Annotated in this window: 20 protein-coding genes and 1 tRNA gene; 12 read left to right on the top strand and 9 right to left on the bottom strand. The window is 54.8% G+C overall.

Features of this window, described 5'->3' with window-relative positions:
* The first annotated feature begins 46 nt into the window (after positions 1-46).
* Complete coding sequence (locus VRZ32_RS01275; protein WP_414523634.1) at positions 47-358, top strand: phage tail assembly protein; 312 nt, start codon at positions 47-49, stop codon at positions 356-358.
* Positions 359-490: 132 nt separating this feature from the next.
* The gene (locus VRZ32_RS01280; protein WP_414523635.1) at positions 491-2,887 is read left to right on the top strand and encodes a phage tail tape measure protein; all 2,397 of its coding nucleotides are present in this window, start codon (positions 491-493) and stop codon (positions 2,885-2,887) included.
* Here the strand turns inward: VRZ32_RS01280 and VRZ32_RS01285 are convergent.
* Positions 2,884-3,186 carry a HigA family addiction module antitoxin gene (locus tag VRZ32_RS01285; protein ID WP_414523636.1) on the bottom strand — a complete coding sequence of 101 codons (303 nt, stop codon included), beginning with the start codon at positions 3,184-3,186 and terminating at the stop codon, positions 2,884-2,886. The two genes, VRZ32_RS01280 and VRZ32_RS01285, sit on opposite strands and share 4 nt — an antisense overlap.
* Positions 3,187-3,226: 40 nt before the next feature.
* Positions 3,227-3,628, bottom strand: coding sequence for a type II toxin-antitoxin system HicB family antitoxin (locus VRZ32_RS01290; protein ID WP_414523637.1), 402 nt, complete (start codon positions 3,626-3,628; stop codon positions 3,227-3,229).
* 109 nt (positions 3,629-3,737) lie between these two features.
* On the opposite strand from VRZ32_RS01290, the gene VRZ32_RS01295 reads away from it, so the two are divergent.
* From VRZ32_RS01295 to VRZ32_RS01325, 7 genes are all read left to right on the top strand, one after another.
* Complete coding sequence (locus VRZ32_RS01295) at positions 3,738-4,175, top strand: phage tail protein (protein ID WP_414523638.1); 438 nt, start codon at positions 3,738-3,740, stop codon at positions 4,173-4,175.
* On the top strand, positions 4,175-4,387 hold the full coding sequence (locus VRZ32_RS01300; protein WP_414523639.1) for a tail protein X: 213 nt from the start codon (positions 4,175-4,177) through the stop codon (positions 4,385-4,387). Before VRZ32_RS01295 ends, VRZ32_RS01300 begins: the two co-directional genes overlap by 1 nt.
* Positions 4,388-4,391: 4 nt before the next feature.
* Positions 4,392-5,465 (top strand): phage late control D family protein, encoded by a 1,074-nt coding sequence (locus VRZ32_RS01305; protein ID WP_414523640.1) that lies wholly within the window; start codon positions 4,392-4,394, stop codon positions 5,463-5,465.
* A gap of 64 nt (positions 5,466-5,529) precedes the next feature.
* Entirely contained in the window at positions 5,530-6,387 is an 858-nt protein-coding gene (locus VRZ32_RS01310) for a DNA adenine methylase (protein WP_414523641.1), read from the top strand.
* A gap of 82 nt (positions 6,388-6,469) precedes the next feature.
* Positions 6,470-6,934, top strand: coding sequence for a lysozyme (locus VRZ32_RS01315; RefSeq protein ID WP_414523642.1), 465 nt, complete (start codon positions 6,470-6,472; stop codon positions 6,932-6,934).
* 24 nt (positions 6,935-6,958) lie between these two features.
* Positions 6,959-7,297 carry a hypothetical protein gene (locus VRZ32_RS01320; RefSeq protein ID WP_414523643.1) on the top strand — a complete coding sequence of 113 codons (339 nt, stop codon included), beginning with the start codon at positions 6,959-6,961 and terminating at the stop codon, positions 7,295-7,297.
* A 47-nt stretch (positions 7,298-7,344) separates the two neighbouring features.
* Positions 7,345-8,262, top strand: coding sequence for a hypothetical protein (locus tag VRZ32_RS01325; protein ID WP_414523644.1), 918 nt, complete (start codon positions 7,345-7,347; stop codon positions 8,260-8,262).
* A gap of 144 nt (positions 8,263-8,406) precedes the next feature.
* Here the strand turns inward: VRZ32_RS01325 and VRZ32_RS01330 are convergent, their stop codons facing one another.
* From VRZ32_RS01330 to hemA, 7 genes are all read right to left on the bottom strand, one after another.
* Positions 8,407-10,998, bottom strand: coding sequence for a DEAD/DEAH box helicase (locus tag VRZ32_RS01330; protein WP_414523645.1), 2,592 nt, complete (start codon positions 10,996-10,998; stop codon positions 8,407-8,409).
* A gap of 4 nt (positions 10,999-11,002) precedes the next feature.
* Positions 11,003-12,787 carry a site-specific DNA-methyltransferase gene (locus tag VRZ32_RS01335; RefSeq protein WP_414523646.1) on the bottom strand — a complete coding sequence of 595 codons (1,785 nt, stop codon included), beginning with the start codon at positions 12,785-12,787 and terminating at the stop codon, positions 11,003-11,005.
* On the bottom strand, positions 12,784-13,107 hold the full coding sequence (locus tag VRZ32_RS01340) for a HigA family addiction module antitoxin (RefSeq protein WP_414523647.1): 324 nt from the start codon (positions 13,105-13,107) through the stop codon (positions 12,784-12,786). The genes VRZ32_RS01335 and VRZ32_RS01340 overlap by 4 nt, the downstream gene beginning before the upstream one ends.
* Before the next feature lie 382 nt (positions 13,108-13,489).
* The gene (locus tag VRZ32_RS01345; RefSeq protein WP_414523648.1) at positions 13,490-13,999 is read right to left on the bottom strand and encodes a hypothetical protein; all 510 of its coding nucleotides are present in this window, start codon (positions 13,997-13,999) and stop codon (positions 13,490-13,492) included.
* Positions 13,992-14,543: a hypothetical protein gene (locus tag VRZ32_RS01350; RefSeq protein ID WP_414523649.1), complete on the bottom strand. Its 552-nt coding sequence runs from the start codon at positions 14,541-14,543 to the stop codon at positions 13,992-13,994. Before VRZ32_RS01350 ends, VRZ32_RS01345 begins: the two co-directional genes overlap by 8 nt.
* 501 nt (positions 14,544-15,044) lie before the next feature.
* A tRNA-Thr gene (locus VRZ32_RS01355) sits at positions 15,045-15,119 on the bottom strand.
* Positions 15,120-15,336: 217 nt separating this feature from the next.
* A complete protein-coding gene (gene hemA / locus VRZ32_RS01360; protein WP_414523650.1) occupies positions 15,337-16,563 on the bottom strand; it encodes a 5-aminolevulinate synthase in 1,227 nt (408 codons plus the stop codon).
* A 361-nt stretch (positions 16,564-16,924) separates the two neighbouring features.
* Between hemA and VRZ32_RS01365 the strand changes: the two genes are divergently transcribed.
* From VRZ32_RS01365 to VRZ32_RS01375, 3 genes are all read left to right on the top strand, one after another.
* Entirely contained in the window at positions 16,925-17,167 is a 243-nt protein-coding gene (locus tag VRZ32_RS01365; RefSeq protein WP_414523651.1) for a hypothetical protein, read from the top strand.
* A 40-nt stretch (positions 17,168-17,207) separates the two neighbouring features.
* Positions 17,208-18,500: a UDP-N-acetylglucosamine 1-carboxyvinyltransferase gene (gene murA / locus VRZ32_RS01370; RefSeq protein WP_414523652.1), complete on the top strand. Its 1,293-nt coding sequence runs from the start codon at positions 17,208-17,210 to the stop codon at positions 18,498-18,500.
* A gap of 147 nt (positions 18,501-18,647) precedes the next feature.
* The gene (locus VRZ32_RS01375; protein WP_414523653.1) at positions 18,648-19,298 is read left to right on the top strand and encodes a DsbA family protein; all 651 of its coding nucleotides are present in this window, start codon (positions 18,648-18,650) and stop codon (positions 19,296-19,298) included.
* Positions 19,299-19,300: the final 2 nt, after the last annotated feature.

Genomic DNA, 19,300 nt, shown 5'->3' on the forward strand with positions numbered 1-19,300 from the left:
ATCCTTAGTGCCCGCCTTGTGCGGGCTTTTTCGTTTGGAGCTTTTAATGCCCGATACAATTACAATGCAGCTTGGTTTGCCTGTCGAATATCAGGACAAGACCTATACCAATCTTACGTTCCGCAAGCTGAAGGCAAAAGACCTTGTCGCGTCCGATCTGGTGGACGGCGAGGTGCGCAAAAGCATTGCCATCTTCGCCTCCAATGCAGGAGTGCCAATGGGCGTCATTGAAGAGCTGGATCTCGATGACTTTGAGAGGATCGGCGAGGAAATCCGCCCGCTTCTGGGAAAGTTGGTGAGCCGTCTGGCTGGACAGGCGGCAGACGTAAATGCGGCCATCCCCACATCGACGCGGTAGCCGCATTGGCGCGCCATCTGCACACCTCAATCGAGCAGATCGAGGATATGGAGATCGGCCGATTTGACGCCTACCTCGCATCAGCCAGCCGTATCCTGAAAGCTGAGAACGGCGCTTCATAAGAGATCAATCATGGCCGTTCTTACTTCCAAGCTGATCGTATCGCTGGTTGATCAGATCACGGCACCAATGCGGGGCGTCAATGCCGCGCTGAAAGGTGTTCAGGATCGCATCAAGGCGAACAATGCCCAGATGGATGCCATGCGCGGGCGTATGGTGGAAGCTGCTGCAGTTGGCTATGCACTTGCGCGGGCGATCTCGGCACCGGTCAAGGCGGCGATGGAATTTGAATCCGCCATGGCCGATGTCAAGAAGGTCGTGGACTTTGATACGCCTGCTGAGTTCAAGCAGTTCTCAAAAGATGTGACGGACATGTCCGAGCGCATCCCGATGGCATCTAAGGAACTCACACAGATCGTTGCCGCTGCCGGTCAGTCGGGTATTCCGAAAGATGAGCTGATCGAGTTCACGGAAATGGCGGCAAAGGTTGGAGTGGCCTTTGATGTAAGCGCGAGCGAGGCGGGCGAGTCTCTGGCCAAGATGATGACGGGTCTCAACCTGTCGATCGCAGGTGTTTCTGCACTGTCAGACAGCATGAACCATTTGTCGAATAATGGCCCTGCGGCTGCGAAAGATGTTCTCGATATCGTGCGCCGCGTTGGTGCTCAAGGCAAGCAGTTCGGGTTTACGGCCACACAGGTTGCAGCCTTTGGTGCGGCCATGGTTGGTGCAGGTGCGCAGTCAGATGTTGCTGCGACTTCGTTTAACAACATGGGCCGAGCGCTCGTTAAAGGTGGGAACGCCACCAAAGCTCAGCGACAGGCATTGGGGGCTTTAGGAATTGATAGCGTCAAGCTGGCGAAGGCCATGCAAAAAGACGCCGTCAAATCCACGATAACGGTGCTTGAGCGCATCAATAAGCTGCCCGCGCATATGCGTGCATCGGTCACTTCTCAACTGTTTGGTGATGAGGCGCGTGCGCTCGGACCAATCATCACCAACCTCGATCTGCTCAAGAAGAACCTTGGCCTTGTTGAGAATGAAATTGACTATCTTGGTTCGGCCGAGAAGGAATATCAGGCGCGCTCTGCTACCACAGAAAACGGCCTGCAGCTTCTGACCAACACCTTTGGCAATTTAAGCAAAGCTATCGGTGATGCGCTGTTGCCCGTTATCAATGATACGTCATCAGGTCTGATCCCGCTTATTCACCAGGTACGCGAGTTTATTGAAGCCAATGGCAAGCTCATTCGCAATGTGGTTCTGGCTGTTGGTGGGCTAGTCGCTTTCCGCGTGGCAGCTATTGCGGCGCAGTGGGGCTTGTTATTCCTCAAGGGTGGTCTGCTGCAGATTGCATCGATTGGCCTTATGTCCGCGCGTGGTATTGTGGCTGCAGGTGGGGCCGTTACCTCACTTGGGCGGATGCTGCTGGCTGTAATATTTGGCCCGTTTATTGCTGGCTTCCGGGGACTTGCTCTGGCAGCCGCCTCATTTAGCTGGATTGTATCAGGGCTTGGTACAGGTGCGGCACTCTCGATGTTTGGCCGCAGCCTGCTGGCGCTGCTGAATCCGATGGCATTGGTGCGCGGGGCATTTATCGCAATGCGGGTTGCGCTGATCTCAACCGGTATCGGCGCAATTGCCGTAGCGGTCGCTATGGCAGGTGTCTGGATTTACAACAACTGGTCAGGATTGGTGGCTTTCTTTGAAGGCTTTGGTACTGGCCTTAAGGCTGCGCTTGCCCCTGTTATGCCAGCGATCCAGCCGGTTCTCGATGGCGTGTCGTGGCTTTGGGAGAAGATCTCGGCGCTGACCGGTGAAGTGCAGTCCAACGGCGATGAATGGCGTAGCTGGGGTGAAACCATCGGCACCATTGTCGGCACTGCGATCACGGGCGTGATTGAGAAATTCCAGGCGCTAGTCGGCTGGATCGGCAAGGCGTGGGAAGGTGCCAAGGGGATCGGCAGTGCTATCGGCTCATGGTTTGGTGGATCAGGGCAGGCCGCTGCTGTACCTGGTGCCACGCCTCAAGGCGAGCAGACTATTGATGGTGCCCGAGCGAGTGGTGGCCCTGTTTCATCAGGCGGCACGTATCTGGTGGGTGAGCGCGGTCCGGAGCTGTTCGCACCAAAGCGGGACGGGTTCATTCTGCCCGCCAACATCACCCGCTTGCTCAAGTCCACTGCAGCACTGGGCGCTGCAGCCTATGCAGTGCCTGCAGCGGCAACGCCTAACCTGGGTGCCTATACGCTACCTGAACTAACAGTTCAGGCGATGATGCAGCCGGGCAATCAAGCCTATGCTACTGGGGCTGGATCGCACCAGTCAGCAAGATCGCCCGTCAATCAGACGAACCATATCCAGATCACGATCTCGGGTGCGAATGGCATCGATCCAGAAGCCATTGCGCGCGAGATCGGCAGCAAGGTTTCGCGTAGACTGGAAGGCGCGCTGTTTGACTACAGCTAGGCCGAGTGCAGCGTGGGAATGGCAGATACGTCGATATGACGTTCTGCTTCCCACAGGTCGCGAACCTGCTGAAGCCGCAACCAGAAGGCTGCACCGTTGCCAAACAGCTTGCCGATCCGAAGAGCAACAGCAGGCGTAATTGGCTGTTTTTCGTTCAAAATATCGTAAAGCGTCTGCCGGGAAATACCGAGCAGGCTTGCAATCGCGGTCTTTGTTTTTCCCGTTGCGGGAATCGCATCCTCACGCAGGATGGCACCTGGATGAGTTGGTGCCCTTTTGCGGCTACGCTCAGTTACCATGATAATCCTCCAGATCGATATCTGTCGCAGCGATCAAAATCTAGGCTGCAATTTCGTGGCGCACAGCGCTGGCAATAAAGCCGGAGCGTGTCATGCCGCGTGCTTTTGCAGTCTGATCAATCGCCTCAAGCAGACCTGCATCAATCGAGATGTTCACCCGGACGGATGACCCACGATCACGGATAAGGGGCACGTGTACAAAGCTTGCGCCTTCCCGTTCCTCTACCAGTTCAGGATCTGCCAGAATGGCATCAAGGGAACGGGGCGAGGGGATTTCCTCGCCATCAGCCACCATCATCGCCACATGGCCCGAAAGCGCCTCGCCTGCATTGACCACGGCTTCATCAACCGTTGAACCTGCGGAGATGCAGCCGGGAAAGTCCGGGAAGCTGACGCCGTAATCGCTGTCAGTGCTTTTATGGATAAATGCTACGTAACGCATTGTGTGATCTCCCCGGCGGAACGCGCTTTTCTGTTGTGTATAATATTACACAACAGACTTACTTCGCCAATAATCTTTGCGCAAAAATATACACACTGAAAGGTGCCGTATGTCCGGACCCGTCACAATGTCACTTGGGCTATATGCCTTTGAGGCACATGGCTTTGGCTATACCGATATCACCCGCAGCCTCACAACGGCATGGTCATCCGTCGATGTGGTTGATCGGATAGAAGTGCTGCAATGGACCGGCCCCAAGAGCGAGGCTGTCTCCATCAAGGGCGTGCTGTTCCCTGCGGAGTTTGGCGGCGAGGATAACCTCGAAGGTATTCGCGCAGCTGCGCAGAAGGGCGAGCCCTTGATGCTGGTTTCACTTGATGGCGGTGTGTTCGGGGAATTCGTGATCGAGAGCGTGAATGAAGAGCGCGCCTATATCGATCCGCGAGGCACACTACGCAAGAACGCCTGGAGCATAGAGCTCAAGCGCTTTGAACAAGCAGGCAGTGGGCAATCGGGTGGGGCTTCTCAATCCATAGGGTTGTTCTGATGGCCGCGACAATCACAACCATCGATGGCGATATCCTCGATCTGATATGCCATCGTTACTACGGTCAGCATAAAGGCACTGTCGAGGCCGTGCTCGCCGCCAATCCAGGGCTAGCTGCTAAGTCGCAACCCTTCGCTGCCGGTATCGAGATCATCCTGCCCGATAGGCCAGCGATCGATCGCAACCAGCAAACAATCGCCCTTTGGGAATGAAGCCATGCATCATCCGGTTGCAGTTGTTGAGGTGAATGGACGAGAGGTAGCGGGCGCCTTCTGGTCAAGGCTCATTCGGCTGACCATCACTGATAAGGCTGGCAGCGAGGCAGATGAAATCAGCATTGATCTGTTAGACGGAAACCCGTTTCTGGAGATCCCTAAAACCGGTGCAAAAATCCGGGCATGGCTTGGGTATCGCGAAACCGGTACACGCTACATGGGCGCCTTCGTGGTGGATTCAGTTGAGCTCTCATGCTTGCCGTTTGGCATGACCATCAGCGGCAAGTCGGCCGATGTGCGGTCGACGCTCAAGGAGCAAAAGACGCGCCACTTTGATGGCAAGACCGTTAAGGAAGTGGTTGAAACAGTTGCTGCTGATCACGGTCTTGAGCCTGTGGTGTCGGACAACGTTGCAGGGCTTAAATACAACTGGCTCGGCCAGCTTGATGAATCCGACATGCATCTTTTGACACGCATGGCAGAGCGTCAGGGGGCGATGGTAACGTTCAAGGATGGCAAGCTGATCTTTGCTGAGCGCTCTGCCGGGGTTTCAGGTTCTGGCCGTTCGCTGGCAACGCTTGTAGTGCATCGCTCCGACATCATCGTGGGCACCTGCCGTGTGCGGTTCGCAGATCGCGGCAAGCACAAGCGGGTTGTTGCGAAATGGCAGGACAAGGGCAAGCAGCAGCGCAAGGAAGTCGAGATTGAATCCGAGGCTGAAGCATCAGCCTCCTACAGCCTGCCGGAAACATACGCCTCAGAAGATGAAGCGCTGAAAGCCGCCCAAGCCAAATCGCGCGAGCAGCAGGCGGATTCTGACACGCTTGAACTCTCGGTGCTGGGCAATCCGGATCTGAAGGCAGGCCAGCCCCTGCGTTTGTCAGATGTGCGACCTGGTATCGATGATCTGATCTGGACGGTTGACGTTGCCACGCACGAGTTCAGCAAGTCCGGCTACACCACGCGGGTATCTGCAAAACGCGGCATCGAGAGCGGCAAGAGCAAGAAGAAGTCAGCCAAGTCAGGTGAGGCTGAAGTGCAGTTTCCCTACGATCCGGAACTCTCTCCGGATTGATCCAACCCTTTATCAATTCCATCCATGCCGCCCTCTGAGGCGGCATTTTTATTATGAGGCAACAATGGTTCTGAATGATATCTCTACGTTACATGCCAATGCCCCAGTGGCTCCGCAGCCAATACGTCCGCTAAGCACGCTTGCGGGATATATCGGCGGCAAAAGAGTGCTGTCCAAAGTGCTCGTGCCGATGATCAAAGATATTCCGCACACGCTCTACTGCGAGCCGTTCATGGGCATGGGCGGCGTGTTTTTCCGTCGGGATGCGCGCCCACGCGTTGAGGTTGTCAATGACCTGTCAAAGGACATCGCAACCTTCTTCCGCGTACTGCAGCGCCATTATCAGGCGTTTCTGGATGTCCTGAAATGGCAGCTCACAAGCCGGTCAGAGTTCGAGCGCCTGCTACGAACCGATCCGGATACGCTGACTGATCTCGAAAGAGCTGCGCGGTTTCTCTACCTGCAGAAGCTGTCTTTCGGAGGCAAGGTCGGCGGGCGGACCTTCGGCATATCCACGAGCGACCCATCAAAGTTCGATGTCTCACGTCTCATGCCGCTGCTTGAGGCAACCCATGAGCGGCTGGCCGGTGTCTATATCGAGTGCCTGCCATGGCAAAAATTCATCGACCGCTGGGACCGTGCGCACACGCTGTTCTTCCTCGATCCGCCTTACTGGGGTGTCGAGGATTACTACGGCAAGAACATGTTTGAGCGGGCCGACTTTGAGGAACTATCGGCAGTGCTGAAGAACCTCAAGGGCAAGTTCATCCTGACATTGAATGACGTGCCTGAAATCCGGGAGCTGTTCGCCTGGGCGGAGATCAAGCCAGTACAGCTGAAGTACACCGCCAGCGGCCAACCGACCGAGGCGTCAGAGGTGATCATCTCGAATGTGCCGATAAGAGATGCACCTATGCAGTGAGACCGCAAATCTCATTTGGCTCATCCAATCCCGATCAATGCTTATCGCCCACCTTGCGTGGGCTTTTTCTTTGGAGGCTGTCATGGCCCGTAAAGTCACGCCGTTTGTCATCGAAAAGCTGAAGCAGTGGGAGGGATCTCGGCTGGTTGCTTACCGCGATCCTGCTGGCATCTGGACCATCGGTTATGGACACACTGGGCCAGACGTAAAACCCGGCATGCAAATCACACAGGCGGAGGCAGACAGACTGCTGAGAGATGATCTTGCCCGCTTTGAGCGCGCAGTCGATCAGGTAGTGAAGGTGCCGCTGAGGGATAACCAGTTTGGTGCGTTGGTGTCGTTTTCTTTCAATGTTGGCGCGGCTGCATTTGATAAATCCACACTGCTGAAAAAGCTCAACCAAGGCAATTACAGCACCGTTCCGGGTGAGCTTGCACGTTGGAATATGGCTGGTGGCAAAGTGTTGGCGGGGCTCGTAAATCGCCGTGCTGCTGAAGCAGACCTTTGGGTGAAAAGGGGATCTGTTTCGTCGACTGAATTTACTTAAGGTGTATCATTCGGAGGCATCATTATGAATGAGTTCCATGGCAGTCCTGAAGTTGCGGCTTTGGGCGTTAAACTGGTGCACCTTATTGCAGGAGTTGCAGGCGGTATTGTTCGGTCACTAGCTATCGAAAATTATAGCATTATGGAAGCAACAAGTGCTGTTGTCGTTGGCGGATTGACCGCTGGATATGGCACACCTGCAGCTACGTCACTACTTTGTAAATGGCTGCATAGCATGGGCTTCCATGCTGTTGGTCTTGATGGTGCTGTTGGATTCATGCTTGGGCTGTGCGGTATGACAATTGCGGAGATTACGATACGCTGTGTCAAGAAGTGGATGCGGTCGACTGGACTGCAAACATAGTTTGGTATTTGATATTTGCTGAGATTTCGGTGCAGTTGGAGATAACATTGAGTCTTGGAGACGAGTGGCGAAGCGAATACGAACGGGATCGTTACCTGCGCGAGATGCCGGATGCCACGCTCCGGGGCCGATTTGACATCTTGACTGGCAATCTATGGTCAACCGATGCCGCCGGCAATGTGACGCCACCCCGCAGTGACCAAAACCGCCGTGAGCTCCTTCGGCTAATTCTCCACACGATGTTGGAGCAGATGGAGCGAGAGGGAGCAAGCGTTCGTGATTTCAGCGAGCGCGCGCTTCGCGAGGCTGCCAGTGCGTTCTACAATCCACCCCGACTTCGCATTCCCTTCACGGGCTCACCATCATGCTTCGCGAAATTCGGCAAGCGAGCTCACATCCACGACGCCTTCGAGCGGGGCATTCTGCGCATAGCGCCGGCTGCCGCCTATAATGACCCTTCTCTCAATGCAGCGCAGGTTGACAAGGAGCTTGAGCATTACTGCGTCACGCCGAACGAACATTTAATGTTCCAGCTCCATGGATTGAACGCAGAAGGAGAAAAAGTCGAGATACCAGTGCAGCGCAAGGAGCTATTCCGCTATATGATTGTGCGGAACTTTTATGTTTGGTGCTGCGGTTTCGGCTATGATGCCCGCCTATTTCACGATTTTGAAGCAGAGGCAGCGCTCGTTATTCTCGACAAGGACGCTTTTAGGAAGCGACTTTCCGCAGAGGTAGAGAAGCAGCTGCCTACCTCACAGTGGATCGATGGGCCGCTTCAGTATTACGATCCTTATACCATTCAACGTGAGCAGCTCACACCCATTTTTAGCAAGAATATGCGCTACCTTTATCAGAACGAGTATCGCTTCGCCTGGACGATGCCGGAGGGAGCGACGCTTGCTCCATTTTTCGTCGAGCTCGGACCGCTCGATGATATTGCTGAGTTCCTAGAACTCGCTTGAACACGGGCCGTAATCACATGCCGCATCGGGGTAATCCTTACCTGAGGCAAATGCCTTGCCACCTTCAAGGTCTGTCTAACTGACACTTCTAATGCGCCCGATACTGCCGGATCGGAATCCATATATGCCCCCAATACCGCGCCGTCAGAGATACGCTGGCAGTTTCGCCTTCCATTCGCTCATCAAGATCAAGGAGCCTTTCACGGTTTCACCGTTGTTTACCAGCTCTAGCTCGCCGATCGGAGTGGTCTCATCCCATTGGAAATGATCCGAGAGGAATGATAGCGCTTCGCGCTTGTAGGCCGTGTCGAGATTGTCGAGCTGATCTCCCTTAGTTTCGAGAACCGTTATCCGCTTCGCTTCGCCGTCGCGCCGCACGGCAAAGATGAAGTCCGGGTAGATTTTGGCTTTCTTCCATCCTTGAATACCGTATTGCGTCCGCGCGACGTTCCGGTGCCACCAGGCAAGCATCTTTTCGCCATCGAGATAAACTGCCACATCGCGCTCATCGCTGTTCAGCTCGCTCTCATATACCGGCGCGAATAAGCTCTTTTCGAGCGGACCGCCCGCACGGTTCAAGAGTTGGCGCGCATTCTCTGGTTCCATCGTTTCGATGCTGAAAGGCATCCGCCAGTTGCTTCCGTCGAGCCGCAACCGGAACTGGATGCGCCCTGACGCCACTTCGGCCTTGAACAATGCCTCGGCGCGCGCTGTGCGTGCGGCATCTAGTCCCTTGCGAAGTTCTTCTACGATCAGGCTTGCGAGCTGACCGAGTTTGGCATCATCGAAATTACGCGCTCGAAGCGCTGCCATCATTGCTCCCACAATCTCGCGCCCAACAAAGGGGTTTGCCACAATGTCGGAGATCATCCTGACGGCATGGGCGGGATCAAAGGCAAGAATTTCCGTGTTTGTGGCGACTGTCTCGCCGATGAACAGCTCGTCACCATCATCGGCGAGCCTGATCCGCTGAAGCTGGCTTTCCGCCAACTGCGCGTTTTCTGGCACGTGATCAGCGATTTTCTGAGGATCGAAGTCCCGCCAGTCGAGCGCGGAGAGTACATCCGTCTCGTAGTCCAGCTCGCGTGCTTCGCCGCCTTCCACCACCATCACCTTGGGTAGGTAGATTTCTGTGGAAGCAAAAGCCGGTCGGCGCTTGATCGAACGCGCCGTATTTCCGGTCCCGCTCTTATCATCCTGCGTCACGTGCAGGACCAGGTCGCCGAGGCCGTCCTGTTCGAGGCCGTTTTTAATGGCACCGACAACCGTGGCAGTATCGGCGTGATGTGTAATGACGTGGCACTCATCGAGCGCTTCAACGCCCGTCTTGAGTGCGCCGGGCTGACGGAGAATACGTCCGACGAGCTGCGTCATGGCCTTGAGATTGGTGCTGGCCGCAAGGCTGCACAGCACATAGGCGAAGGGGCAATCCCAGCCTTCTTGAAGCGCCTGCTTCGTGATGATCGCGCGCACCCTGTTGGTGGGCGACAGCAGGTCCTGGTTTTCGGGATCGTTGAGATCGTTTTGCTGCGCAGTTTTTATCGCGATTTCCGCTTGATCGAAACCTGCCGTCAGGAGCCAGTCCCTTACGTCTTCTGCGTGGATATGGCCGCTTTCGCGCTGATCCGCACCCGTGCGCTCAACCTGGATTAGCATGATTGGGCGGATATAACGGCCCGTATCGGCCCGCAATTGTCGAGCTTCGGCATCTAACGTGTTGAGCTTGGAGAGGGCCGCGTTCAGCGTCGTTTTCCAGTCATTGCCCTGCCGGGGATCGAGGTTGAGCGGCATCTTGATCATGCCTTCGCGATCCAGCTCGCGACCGGTGACTTCTACCAGAACATTAGCATAGCGACCTTCGCGCGGATTGCGGCCGCTGCGCGGCTGCACATCCTGCGGCGTGGCTGTCAGCTCCAGCACGAAACATGGGTTGAAGCCATAGAGCGTAGCAAAGGCGAGATCGGAAACGGCGCGATGGCCTTCATCCATCACAACAACAGGGCGGATGATCCGAAGAGCGTTCCCGAGCGAATCCTTCACCATCGGGAACATACCCATATAAGCGGAAAGGTTCGGAGTGTAGTCGATTGCGGCCTGGTGAGCTTGTTGTTCGCCTTCAGGCGGGAAGAAGCCGTGCACGTCGCCCCGATCCTGAAATATCTTCAGGGAATCCTGCGTCTCGCGGTTCGCGGATTGCAGCATTAGCAGCATGACGCAGAGATTGGTTTCCACGTCCCGCGCATCGAGCCGGTCGGTTTTCTCCATTATCTTTACGCGCCCCGCCGCCGCGCGGTCAAGTGCCTGACGGTAGGGGTGCTGGCGATCCTTCAGACGCTTGAGCGTCTGCGTATAAATCGCCTCGTTCGGCACGATCCACAGGACGAAGCCGGTGTTGCGATCGAGATATCGGCCCATCACCCGCGACACGGCGGAGACAGCAAGCCACGTCTTGCCGCCGCCGGTTGGCACCTTCAATACGGCATTGGGCACGGGCCGGTCGCAGCCATCCATTCGCGAAGAAAACGGAATGGCGGAGCGAGAAGAGGGCATCTTACCCGCCGCTCTCATTGCTTCCCAAGCTTCTTTCGTAAAATCCGGAATGATGAGGCTGAGGTCAGGGTCTTGCGCCGCGAGCACCGCCACCTTGTCCGCGCGCACCTTCTTTTCCTTCAATAGGTCGAGATAATCATCGAGCGTTGAGAGCACGCGGTCCTGATAATCGAGTTGGCGAAACACGACGTTAGCTCCGATCTATCCGGTAAAGTGCGAAGGGCAGAGGCACGAACTCCACGGGGATATTCTGCTCTGCCAGCATCTTCTGGCTCACGAACCGCGCCGGGGCGAAGACAAGATGCCGCTTGTCCGGATCGGAAGCAGCGAAAGCCTTAGCGCGCGCCAACGTCAGCGCTGCTTCCGGCGACTTCAGCCAGTCAAGATCGGGCTTGTAGATAAGCCAGACGTGCTGGCCTTCCGTCGCGCCGAGATAGAAATCATCCTCGCGCACGGCGGCGGGATCGAGCGCGTGATTGGTAGCCATGTGGAACAGCGCTGCGCCGAGACCGGCGTAGGGCGGCAGGGTTTCGCCGCTGAGCACCTTGTCCAGCTCGACAGGGGCACCGAGCGTGCAATAGGTGAAGGTGCCGCCGAGGCCTTCGGCGCGCTCCGCCACCGTCTTTTCGCCGGTGACGATCAACTCGCCATCCTTCACTTCCTTCTTGATGCGGTCGTACTCGTGGCCGTGCAGGTTCTCTATGGCCTCGACTTTGTGCACCAACTCTGCGGCGTTGCTAATCGCACGCCAGTTAAGCCGCTCCCGCAGCAATTCTGCCTTCTGCGTTCCCTTGAAATCATAGCCGTTGATGACGCGCCGGACACGCTCGGCCGTTAACCGGTCGGCATAATCTTCCATCTCCACCAAAATGAAGCGGCGGTTGCCGCCGTCACGCCTGTTGGCTTCAAGAACAGCGTGGGCCGTGGTTCCGGTACCGGCGAAGGAATCCAGAACCACCCCTTCTTCACTCACGACTTGATCCAAAAAGAACTGCACGAATGGTGACGACTTAGGGAATTCAAAATCCCCTTCACCCATGATATCAGTAATCTCTCGGGTTCCAATTCCAGTATTGAACTGGTTTATTAAAGTAGAGAGGCCCTTGAACTTATTTTTTATTTCGCGCTCGAAAAGCTTATGTCGTGGGCGACCACTTGGATCAGAAGGCCAAAGCACCCGTTTCTCGGCAATTTTCTTTGCCATAGTGGTTGGATCGAACCTCCAACCTTTAGGGGGGCATCCATAGTTGATATCAGTCTCGGGATCGATCAAATCGTAATGCAGATTTGGTCTACGGTCTTTGCTCGCCAAGCCTGTCAAATCGGCGCTCCGCCACGGCCCACGCTCATCGCCATCGGCATTCGCGAATTTCCCCGCGTCTTTCTCCGCCCCCTTTAGACGAACGCCTGAATGCCCGCCAAAACAAAGAACATATTCGTGGTCATTGGAGACGCCGGTCTTGCTCCTCGTGTCTTCGCTAACGCGCGAGCGCCAGACAAATTGTGTAATAAAGCTATCAGGGCCGAAAATCTCCGAGGCAATAGCTTTGAGACGCTCTGCTTCGTTATCGTCGATGCAGATGAAAATAATCCCTTCGTCTGATAACAACTCGGAAAGCATGCGAAGGCGAGGCCACATCATGGCGCACCATTTATCATGGCGCAGCCCGTCCTCAATACCAACAGGATTGGACTCCAGCCACTCCTTAATCATTGGGGCATTGACATTGTCGTTGTACGACCAGTCCTCAGTGCCAGTGTTGTAAGGCGGGTCGATGAAGATGCAGTCCACCTTACCCGCGTAGAGCGGTAGCAGCGCCTTCAGGGCGTGCAGATTGTCGCCGTGGATGATAAGATTGCCGTCCAGCGCGACGGGGCCGATACCCTTGTTTTCATCGGGCACGAGCGGACGGAAGGGCACCGCCAGATGGTGGTTATAAACAAACTCTTTACCCTTGAAACTTAGCTCCGTCATCCCCGCCTCTTCGCCATAATTCCTATATATCGCTTGACCTTGATCTCCGCCTCCCGCTTGCGAGCTTGAGCAATGTCGTAGCTGTTCTGCATGCGCATCAGCGTCTCCATCGAGACTCCGAAGGCTTTTTCAATCCGGATCGCCATTTCCGGTGATAGGTGCGCGCGCTCATTCAGCAGAGCCGACAGCGCCGGGCGCGTGACGCCAAGCGCATCTGCCGCTTCGGTTACAGACAAGCCAAGCGGTTGCAGTACCTCATGCTTTACGAAGCCGCCAGGATGGACGGGCTTCTTCAGCCGAAGGTCATCCTCATCGATCATCGCGCGCTATCCGGTGAATGTTCATCGAGTCGGATGCAGCATATCCGATGTACCGTTGCCTGTAAAGCAACGCTTTACGGCTTCTAAGTGATGGCGCAGCCCGGTAGACTTGAGACACACTTTAAGAGAGCTATAGCGTAGGTTTAGTTCTCTGTTTCGCCAGCTTCTGTCCCTCATACACCGCCGATTACCGCATTTCACCGGGTGGGATAACAAACTGCCGATTCCACGCTACAGCCCGATTATCTTGAGAGCCGCGACGGTAGTGACCGATCCAGTACCGGTCATTCAACCTTTCTAACTTCGATATCTGTCTCAATAGAAAGCCGACGCCGGAGCACCATGTCGGTCCAATTCCATATCGGAATGATGGTGTTCGCTATTAGGATTTTAGGGGCAGGGCTGCGAGAATGAGATCTACTTGAAGATAGATATCCTGAAATGAATGCGCTGGTTTATGGTTCCAATAGCGGCCATGTGCGATCCAATGCCTGAATTTGAACATGCCCCTCAGCTTCCCGAGGTGTTCCTTTTCAGGGTAACTGAGATGCTTGGACCATGTGTTTAGGATATCATTTTCAAACCTTGCCCTTTTTTTCCGTGCTTTGTAAATCCTTCGGAAATCGATCGACACGTTATCGGATAATTTTGATCGCCCTCGTTCCATATAGTCCGTTCGGAATGCGGCTTCAGCGCGAGCCAAGACCACCAGCGCAGATCGGACATCCGCCTCGTAGAGGCGTCCAATCAGTTCTTGATTGACCTCGGCGGGCGTGTAAGCTGGGAACCGACTGGAATAGCTTGGATTATTCTGTGAGAAAAAAAGGCGCAGTGAAGCTTCTGCATCAACATGGTGTTCTGCGATTTTTTTCAAAGTCGAGAGATTAGGCATCTACAATCGCCAACACCATATCGAAAAACACGTCTTGATTAAGGGTAATAAAGCGTATGTCGGGGGCTGGCGTAATCAACTTCCAAGCCCACTCGATGTTGACTTCCGGCATAGGTGCGATTTCGCTAGGCTGTTCTCCAGCTATGTGGGTTGTCACCTTGATGAGTTGCCGCGGATGTTCAAGTGCCTTGTTGACCAATGCGATACGCGCGCTGCCACGCGGTCCTTGAACGTCAACTCGGCCTTTTGCACCTATGAGCATTGTTCCGACAGGTTTAAAAACGACCGTCGAAGCGCCGATCTTCAAAAGCATTTCCTGAACCGTATACGGCCCGCTGAACTCCTCATTAAGCTCAACATCACGATAATCGATCTTTGCCGTCCCCTGAGAAATATAACTCTTCATGTATTCTGCTACGGATTCGAAGAGCAACTGGAGATAATGCCTCCACTCTACGAGTTCCTGCGCTGGGTCAAAGGCTTTCGCAGCCTTTTCCTCGGCCTGCTGCCGCGTCACGAATCTATCGAAATCTGCTCGGCTCATGTATTTTCCATTCGGGGCATGAAATTATCTAAATCCCTGCCAAGGTAGGAGTTTGATATCCGGACCTCAACACCTTTTTCTTTTAAAAAGGTGGGCGCCCCGACGTTTCGGAAGGCATCATACTCTACATGATCATGCTAGTTCCATACGCGGCCAGTTTCCTCACCCTATACGGTCATCCACGTTCCGGTTAGTGCTTCACGAAAGCGGACATCCGTTCATGGCGTTGGGTCGATCTCTAAAATACCGAAAAATCAGAGTGTAAAGTGGCACGGCAAGCACATTAGGTCGGATGTCGCTCCAGCAGCCCGAATGCTTGAAGCGAGGATCTGCGCGCTAACCCTCGAACCTCCCTAGGTTTCACTGTACCTCGAACTATTGTGCACGGATTTTGCACGGATCTACGTGCATGTTCGTGCAGTGTTCCGCTTCTTCATGCAGATTCAGGCAGGTTATAAAATGAAATGTTTATTTGTAAGTGATTGTTTTCGTTGATTTTACTGGTGCTGCTGGCGAGGATTGAACTCGCGACCTCTCCCTTACCAAGGGAGTGCTCTACCACTGAGCTACAGCAGCGCCTATACGTTGGCTCGATAAAAATCAGGAGCCTTAAACCGGGCGGACACTGCCATGTTAATGGCTATCCGACAAGGTCCGAAAAGTGATGTCCACAGGTGAAGCAGTGGATGTCCCTCACTGAGCGCCACCCTTAAGCAGATGCGTCGCGCCCGTCAACCCCTACGCGACATGATGTCTTCGCCTAAGGGCGTTTTTCCCAGTTTATTTAGAGAATCTATGCCGCTGCTCGTGAGGCATGCAACGGTAAGTCTAGCTTGTGCCAGACGGCGACAAGGGCGTCCGCTAGCTGGTCGATCAATGCGTCGCTGTGGAAAGGTGTGGGTGTGATCCGCAACCGTTCTGTGCCGCGAGGTACTGTGGGGTAATTGATCGGTTGTACATAAATGCCATGCTCGTCGAGCAAGAGATCGCTCGCCATCTTTGTGCGCTCAGGATCGCCAACCATCACAGGTACGATGTGCGTTGGATTGTCTTGTACCGGCAGGCCAGCTCTGATCAGCACCTCTTTCGTGCGGGCGACCTGTCGGCGGTGCGCCACGCGCTCGGTGTTGCTTGATGACAGGTGCTCTACAGCTGCTAATGCAGCTGCTGCAACGGCAGGGGGGAGGGCCGTTGTAAAGATAAAGCCATGAGCATGTGAGCGTATTGCATCTACGATCGACGACTTGGCAGCAATATAGCCGCCAATGCAGCCAAAGCCTTTGGCAAGCGTTGCCTCAATCATATCAAGGCGATTTTGCGCGCCGACCTCTTCTGCATAGCCAGCGCCCGTTTTGCCATACAGGCCAACTGCGTGCACTTCGTCGATGTAGGTGAGGGCGTTGTAACGCTCTGCCAGATCACAGATCGCATGAATCGGCGCAACATCGCCGTCCATTGAATAAACGCTTTCAAACACAATCATTTTGGGGCGCTCACGGCCAGCCGTTTTGAGCAGGTCTTCGAGATGCTCAAGATCGTTGTGGCGGAACACAGCCTTTTCGGCCCCCGACCGCCGCACCCCCTGAATCATGGAGTTATGGTTCCACTCATCCGATAGCAGCAGGCAGTCAGGCAAAAGCTTGGCGATGGTAGCGATGCCGGTTTCGTTGGAGACATAACCCGAGGTAAATACCAGGGAGGATTCTTTGCGGTGGAGGTCTGCCAACGCTTTCTCAAGCGACACAATGGGACCGCTTGTGCCAGAAATATTGCGCGTGCCACCCGCGCCTACGCCCATCCGGCGGGCGGTGTCGACCATGGCATCCACAGTTTTAGGATGGGTACTCATGCCTAGATAATCGTTCGAGCACCAGATAACGACGTCAGATGTGCCATGCTCGGTTTGGCGAGCAGCGAATGGAAAGCGGGCCGCATCTTTTTCGAGCGTGATAAACACACGATACCGCCGTTCCTGATGCAGGGTATCAAGGGCGGCTTCGAAATATTGATCGTAATCCATCGGCTGTCCATTATGGCAACGGCGCGGCGATTGAAGTCGTCTGCAGTTGCGTGTTACGCTCCGGGCGTGTGATTTGCTTCGCTTATGATCACCGCTGAATGCGGCCATCAAATCGATAGCATCCATGATGATATAGGTTACTTCATTATCATTCCAATGAACGATATACCAAGCTTTCCCACGCAATGCCATATCTGACAAGGGGTCGTCTCGTCGCAGGCGCGCAGATTATTCTGTTGCGTGCGATGGCAGGGGTGTTTATCGCTGTAATCTTGATGCGCTGGTTGGCCAATGGTGCTGACCAAATTTCCATCCCTTACGCTTTCGGGTGTGGGGGCGTTCTCTGCTGTATGATCCTGAGATGAATGCACTAGATCGCCAATCGAGGCTCGCCGCAGCCTTGCGTGAGAATTTAAAACGCCGTAAGCGCCAAACTCGTGAACGCGTTCGTGAGGCTGATGAGGGGCGGGTAGATGCGCCGGCGTCTTCAGGAGCAAGCCTGATGGATGCAGGCCTGACCAGCACAAGTCTAACGGATGTGAGTGTTGATACGGAATCGCTTAACCTGCAGGCCAAAGATAGGCTTGATGGTGCGCAAGACTAATTCAAATTGTAAATTATTGAGATTAAAGGGAACTGACTGAATGGATCGGATACGGATTGTCGGCGGCGCGCAGTTGAACGGGGTTATCCCGATTTCGGGCGCAAAAAATGCGGCCCTGCCGTTGATGATCGCCAGCATGCTCACCGATGAAACGTTGCAGCTTCATAATGTGCCAAGGCTTGCCGATGTGGCGCAGCTGCTGCGTATTCTCAGCAACCACGGCCTTGATCATGGTGTTGCGGGTAAACGTCCCGGTCAGAGTGCGGTGACGGGGCAGAGTATTCGGCTGCGCGCTCGCGATATTATCGATACCACCGCGCCTTATGATCTTGTGTCGAAGATGCGCGCAGGCTTTTGGGTCATTGCACCGCTGTTGGCACGTATGGGTGAAGCTCGCGTGTCATTGCCTGGCGGTTGTGCTATCGGTACGCGGCCTGTCGATCTTTTGCTGATGGCGCTCGAACGTCTGGGGGCCGAGATCGAGATTGACGGCGGCTACGCTCATGCGCGCGCGCCTAAAGGGCTTAAGGGCAATGATATTGTTTTCCCAAAGGTAACTGTTGGCGGCACGCATACAGCGCTGATGGCTGCTGTTTTGGCTGATGGCACGACTGTTATTGAGAATGCAGCCCGTGAACCAGAGGTCGTTGATCTGGCAAACTGCCTTATTGCCATGGGGGCGCGGATCACCGGGGCAGGTACATCGCAGATTGTGATTGATGGCGTGTCACGGCTGAATGGCGCTGAATATAGCGTGCTGCCTGATCGTATCGAAACCGGCACCTATGCCATGGCTGTTGCAATGACCGGCGGTGATGTGTTGCTGGAGGGCGCGCGGCCGGATCTGCTGCAGGATGCGCTTGATACGCTTCAGCGGGCGGGCGTAGAAATTACCCCAACCAATGAAGGCATTCGCATAAAGCGTAATGGCCATGGTATTGAGGCTGTCGATGTCACGACGGAGCCGTTCCCCGGCTTCCCCACTGACTTGCAGGCGCAGTTTATGGCGTTGATGACCAAGGCACGCGGCACCTCGATGATCCGTGAAACGATTTTCGAAAACCGTTTTATGCACGTGCAGGAACTGGCCCGCCTTGGGGCGCATATTCGTCTTGATGGTGATCTCGCTTATGTTGAAGGCGTGCCACGTTTGACAGGTGCGCCTGTGATGGCGACTGATTTGCGGGCTTCTGTATCATTGGTCATTGCGGCACTGGCGGCGGATGGTGAGACCACAGTTAATCGCGTTTATCATCTTGACCGTGGCTTTGAAGGTCTGGAACATAAGCTTAGTCAATGCGGTGCGCAGATCGGGCGCATTAGCGGGCACTGATTACATCGCCCCGATCTACGTCCATTGATAAGTTCGTGATCGGGGCGTGCAGGCACTTGCGTTATGACGCGAGCTGGCGCACGTTCCCGGCTGAACGCTTTCACAAGCCTCTAAATCAAATGCATTTTTGCGGTGGAGACAGAATAAATGACTACGCGCCGTCATGTAATTAAGGCAATCGCTGCCGGTACTGCCGCTGGTGTTTTCGCATTAGGTGCGCGCCCTGCAATGGCGCAGGATGTCTCCGTCGTAACCCTTGCGGTGCCAGGCCCATTGGGCGATGTCGTTCTAGGGGCTGAGGACGCCAAGGTTACGGTGATCGAATACGCTTCGCTCACGTGCGGCCATTGTGCTGATTTTCATAATGATGTTTTTCCTGAGTTTAAGAAAAAGTACATCGATACTGGCAAGGTGCGCTTCATTCTGCGTGAGTTTCCGCTTGACGATCTGGCGCTGCTTGGTTTCATGCTGGCGCGCTCTCAGGGCAATGAAAAGTATTATGCTGTCACGGATTTGCTGTTCTCACAGCAGGGCAAGACATGGGCGCGCATTGGCGATGACAAGCCGCTCGATGCACTGCGTGAGACTGTACGCCAAGCCGGTATCACACAAGAGAATTTCGATGCTACCCTTAAGGATCGCAAGCTGTACGACGGCGTTGTTGCCGTGCGCGAACGTGGTTTGAAGGAACTTGGCATTGATGCAACGCCGATGTTCTTCATCAACGGTAAGCGCTTCCCAGGTGCGTTGTCTCTCAGCGATCTGGAAAAGGCTATCGATCCGTTACTTGCCGGCTGAAA

The sequence above is a fragment of the Pseudochelatococcus sp. G4_1912 genome (genome assembly GCF_047501465.1).
Classification (GTDB): Bacteria; Pseudomonadota; Alphaproteobacteria; order Rhizobiales; family Beijerinckiaceae; genus Pseudochelatococcus.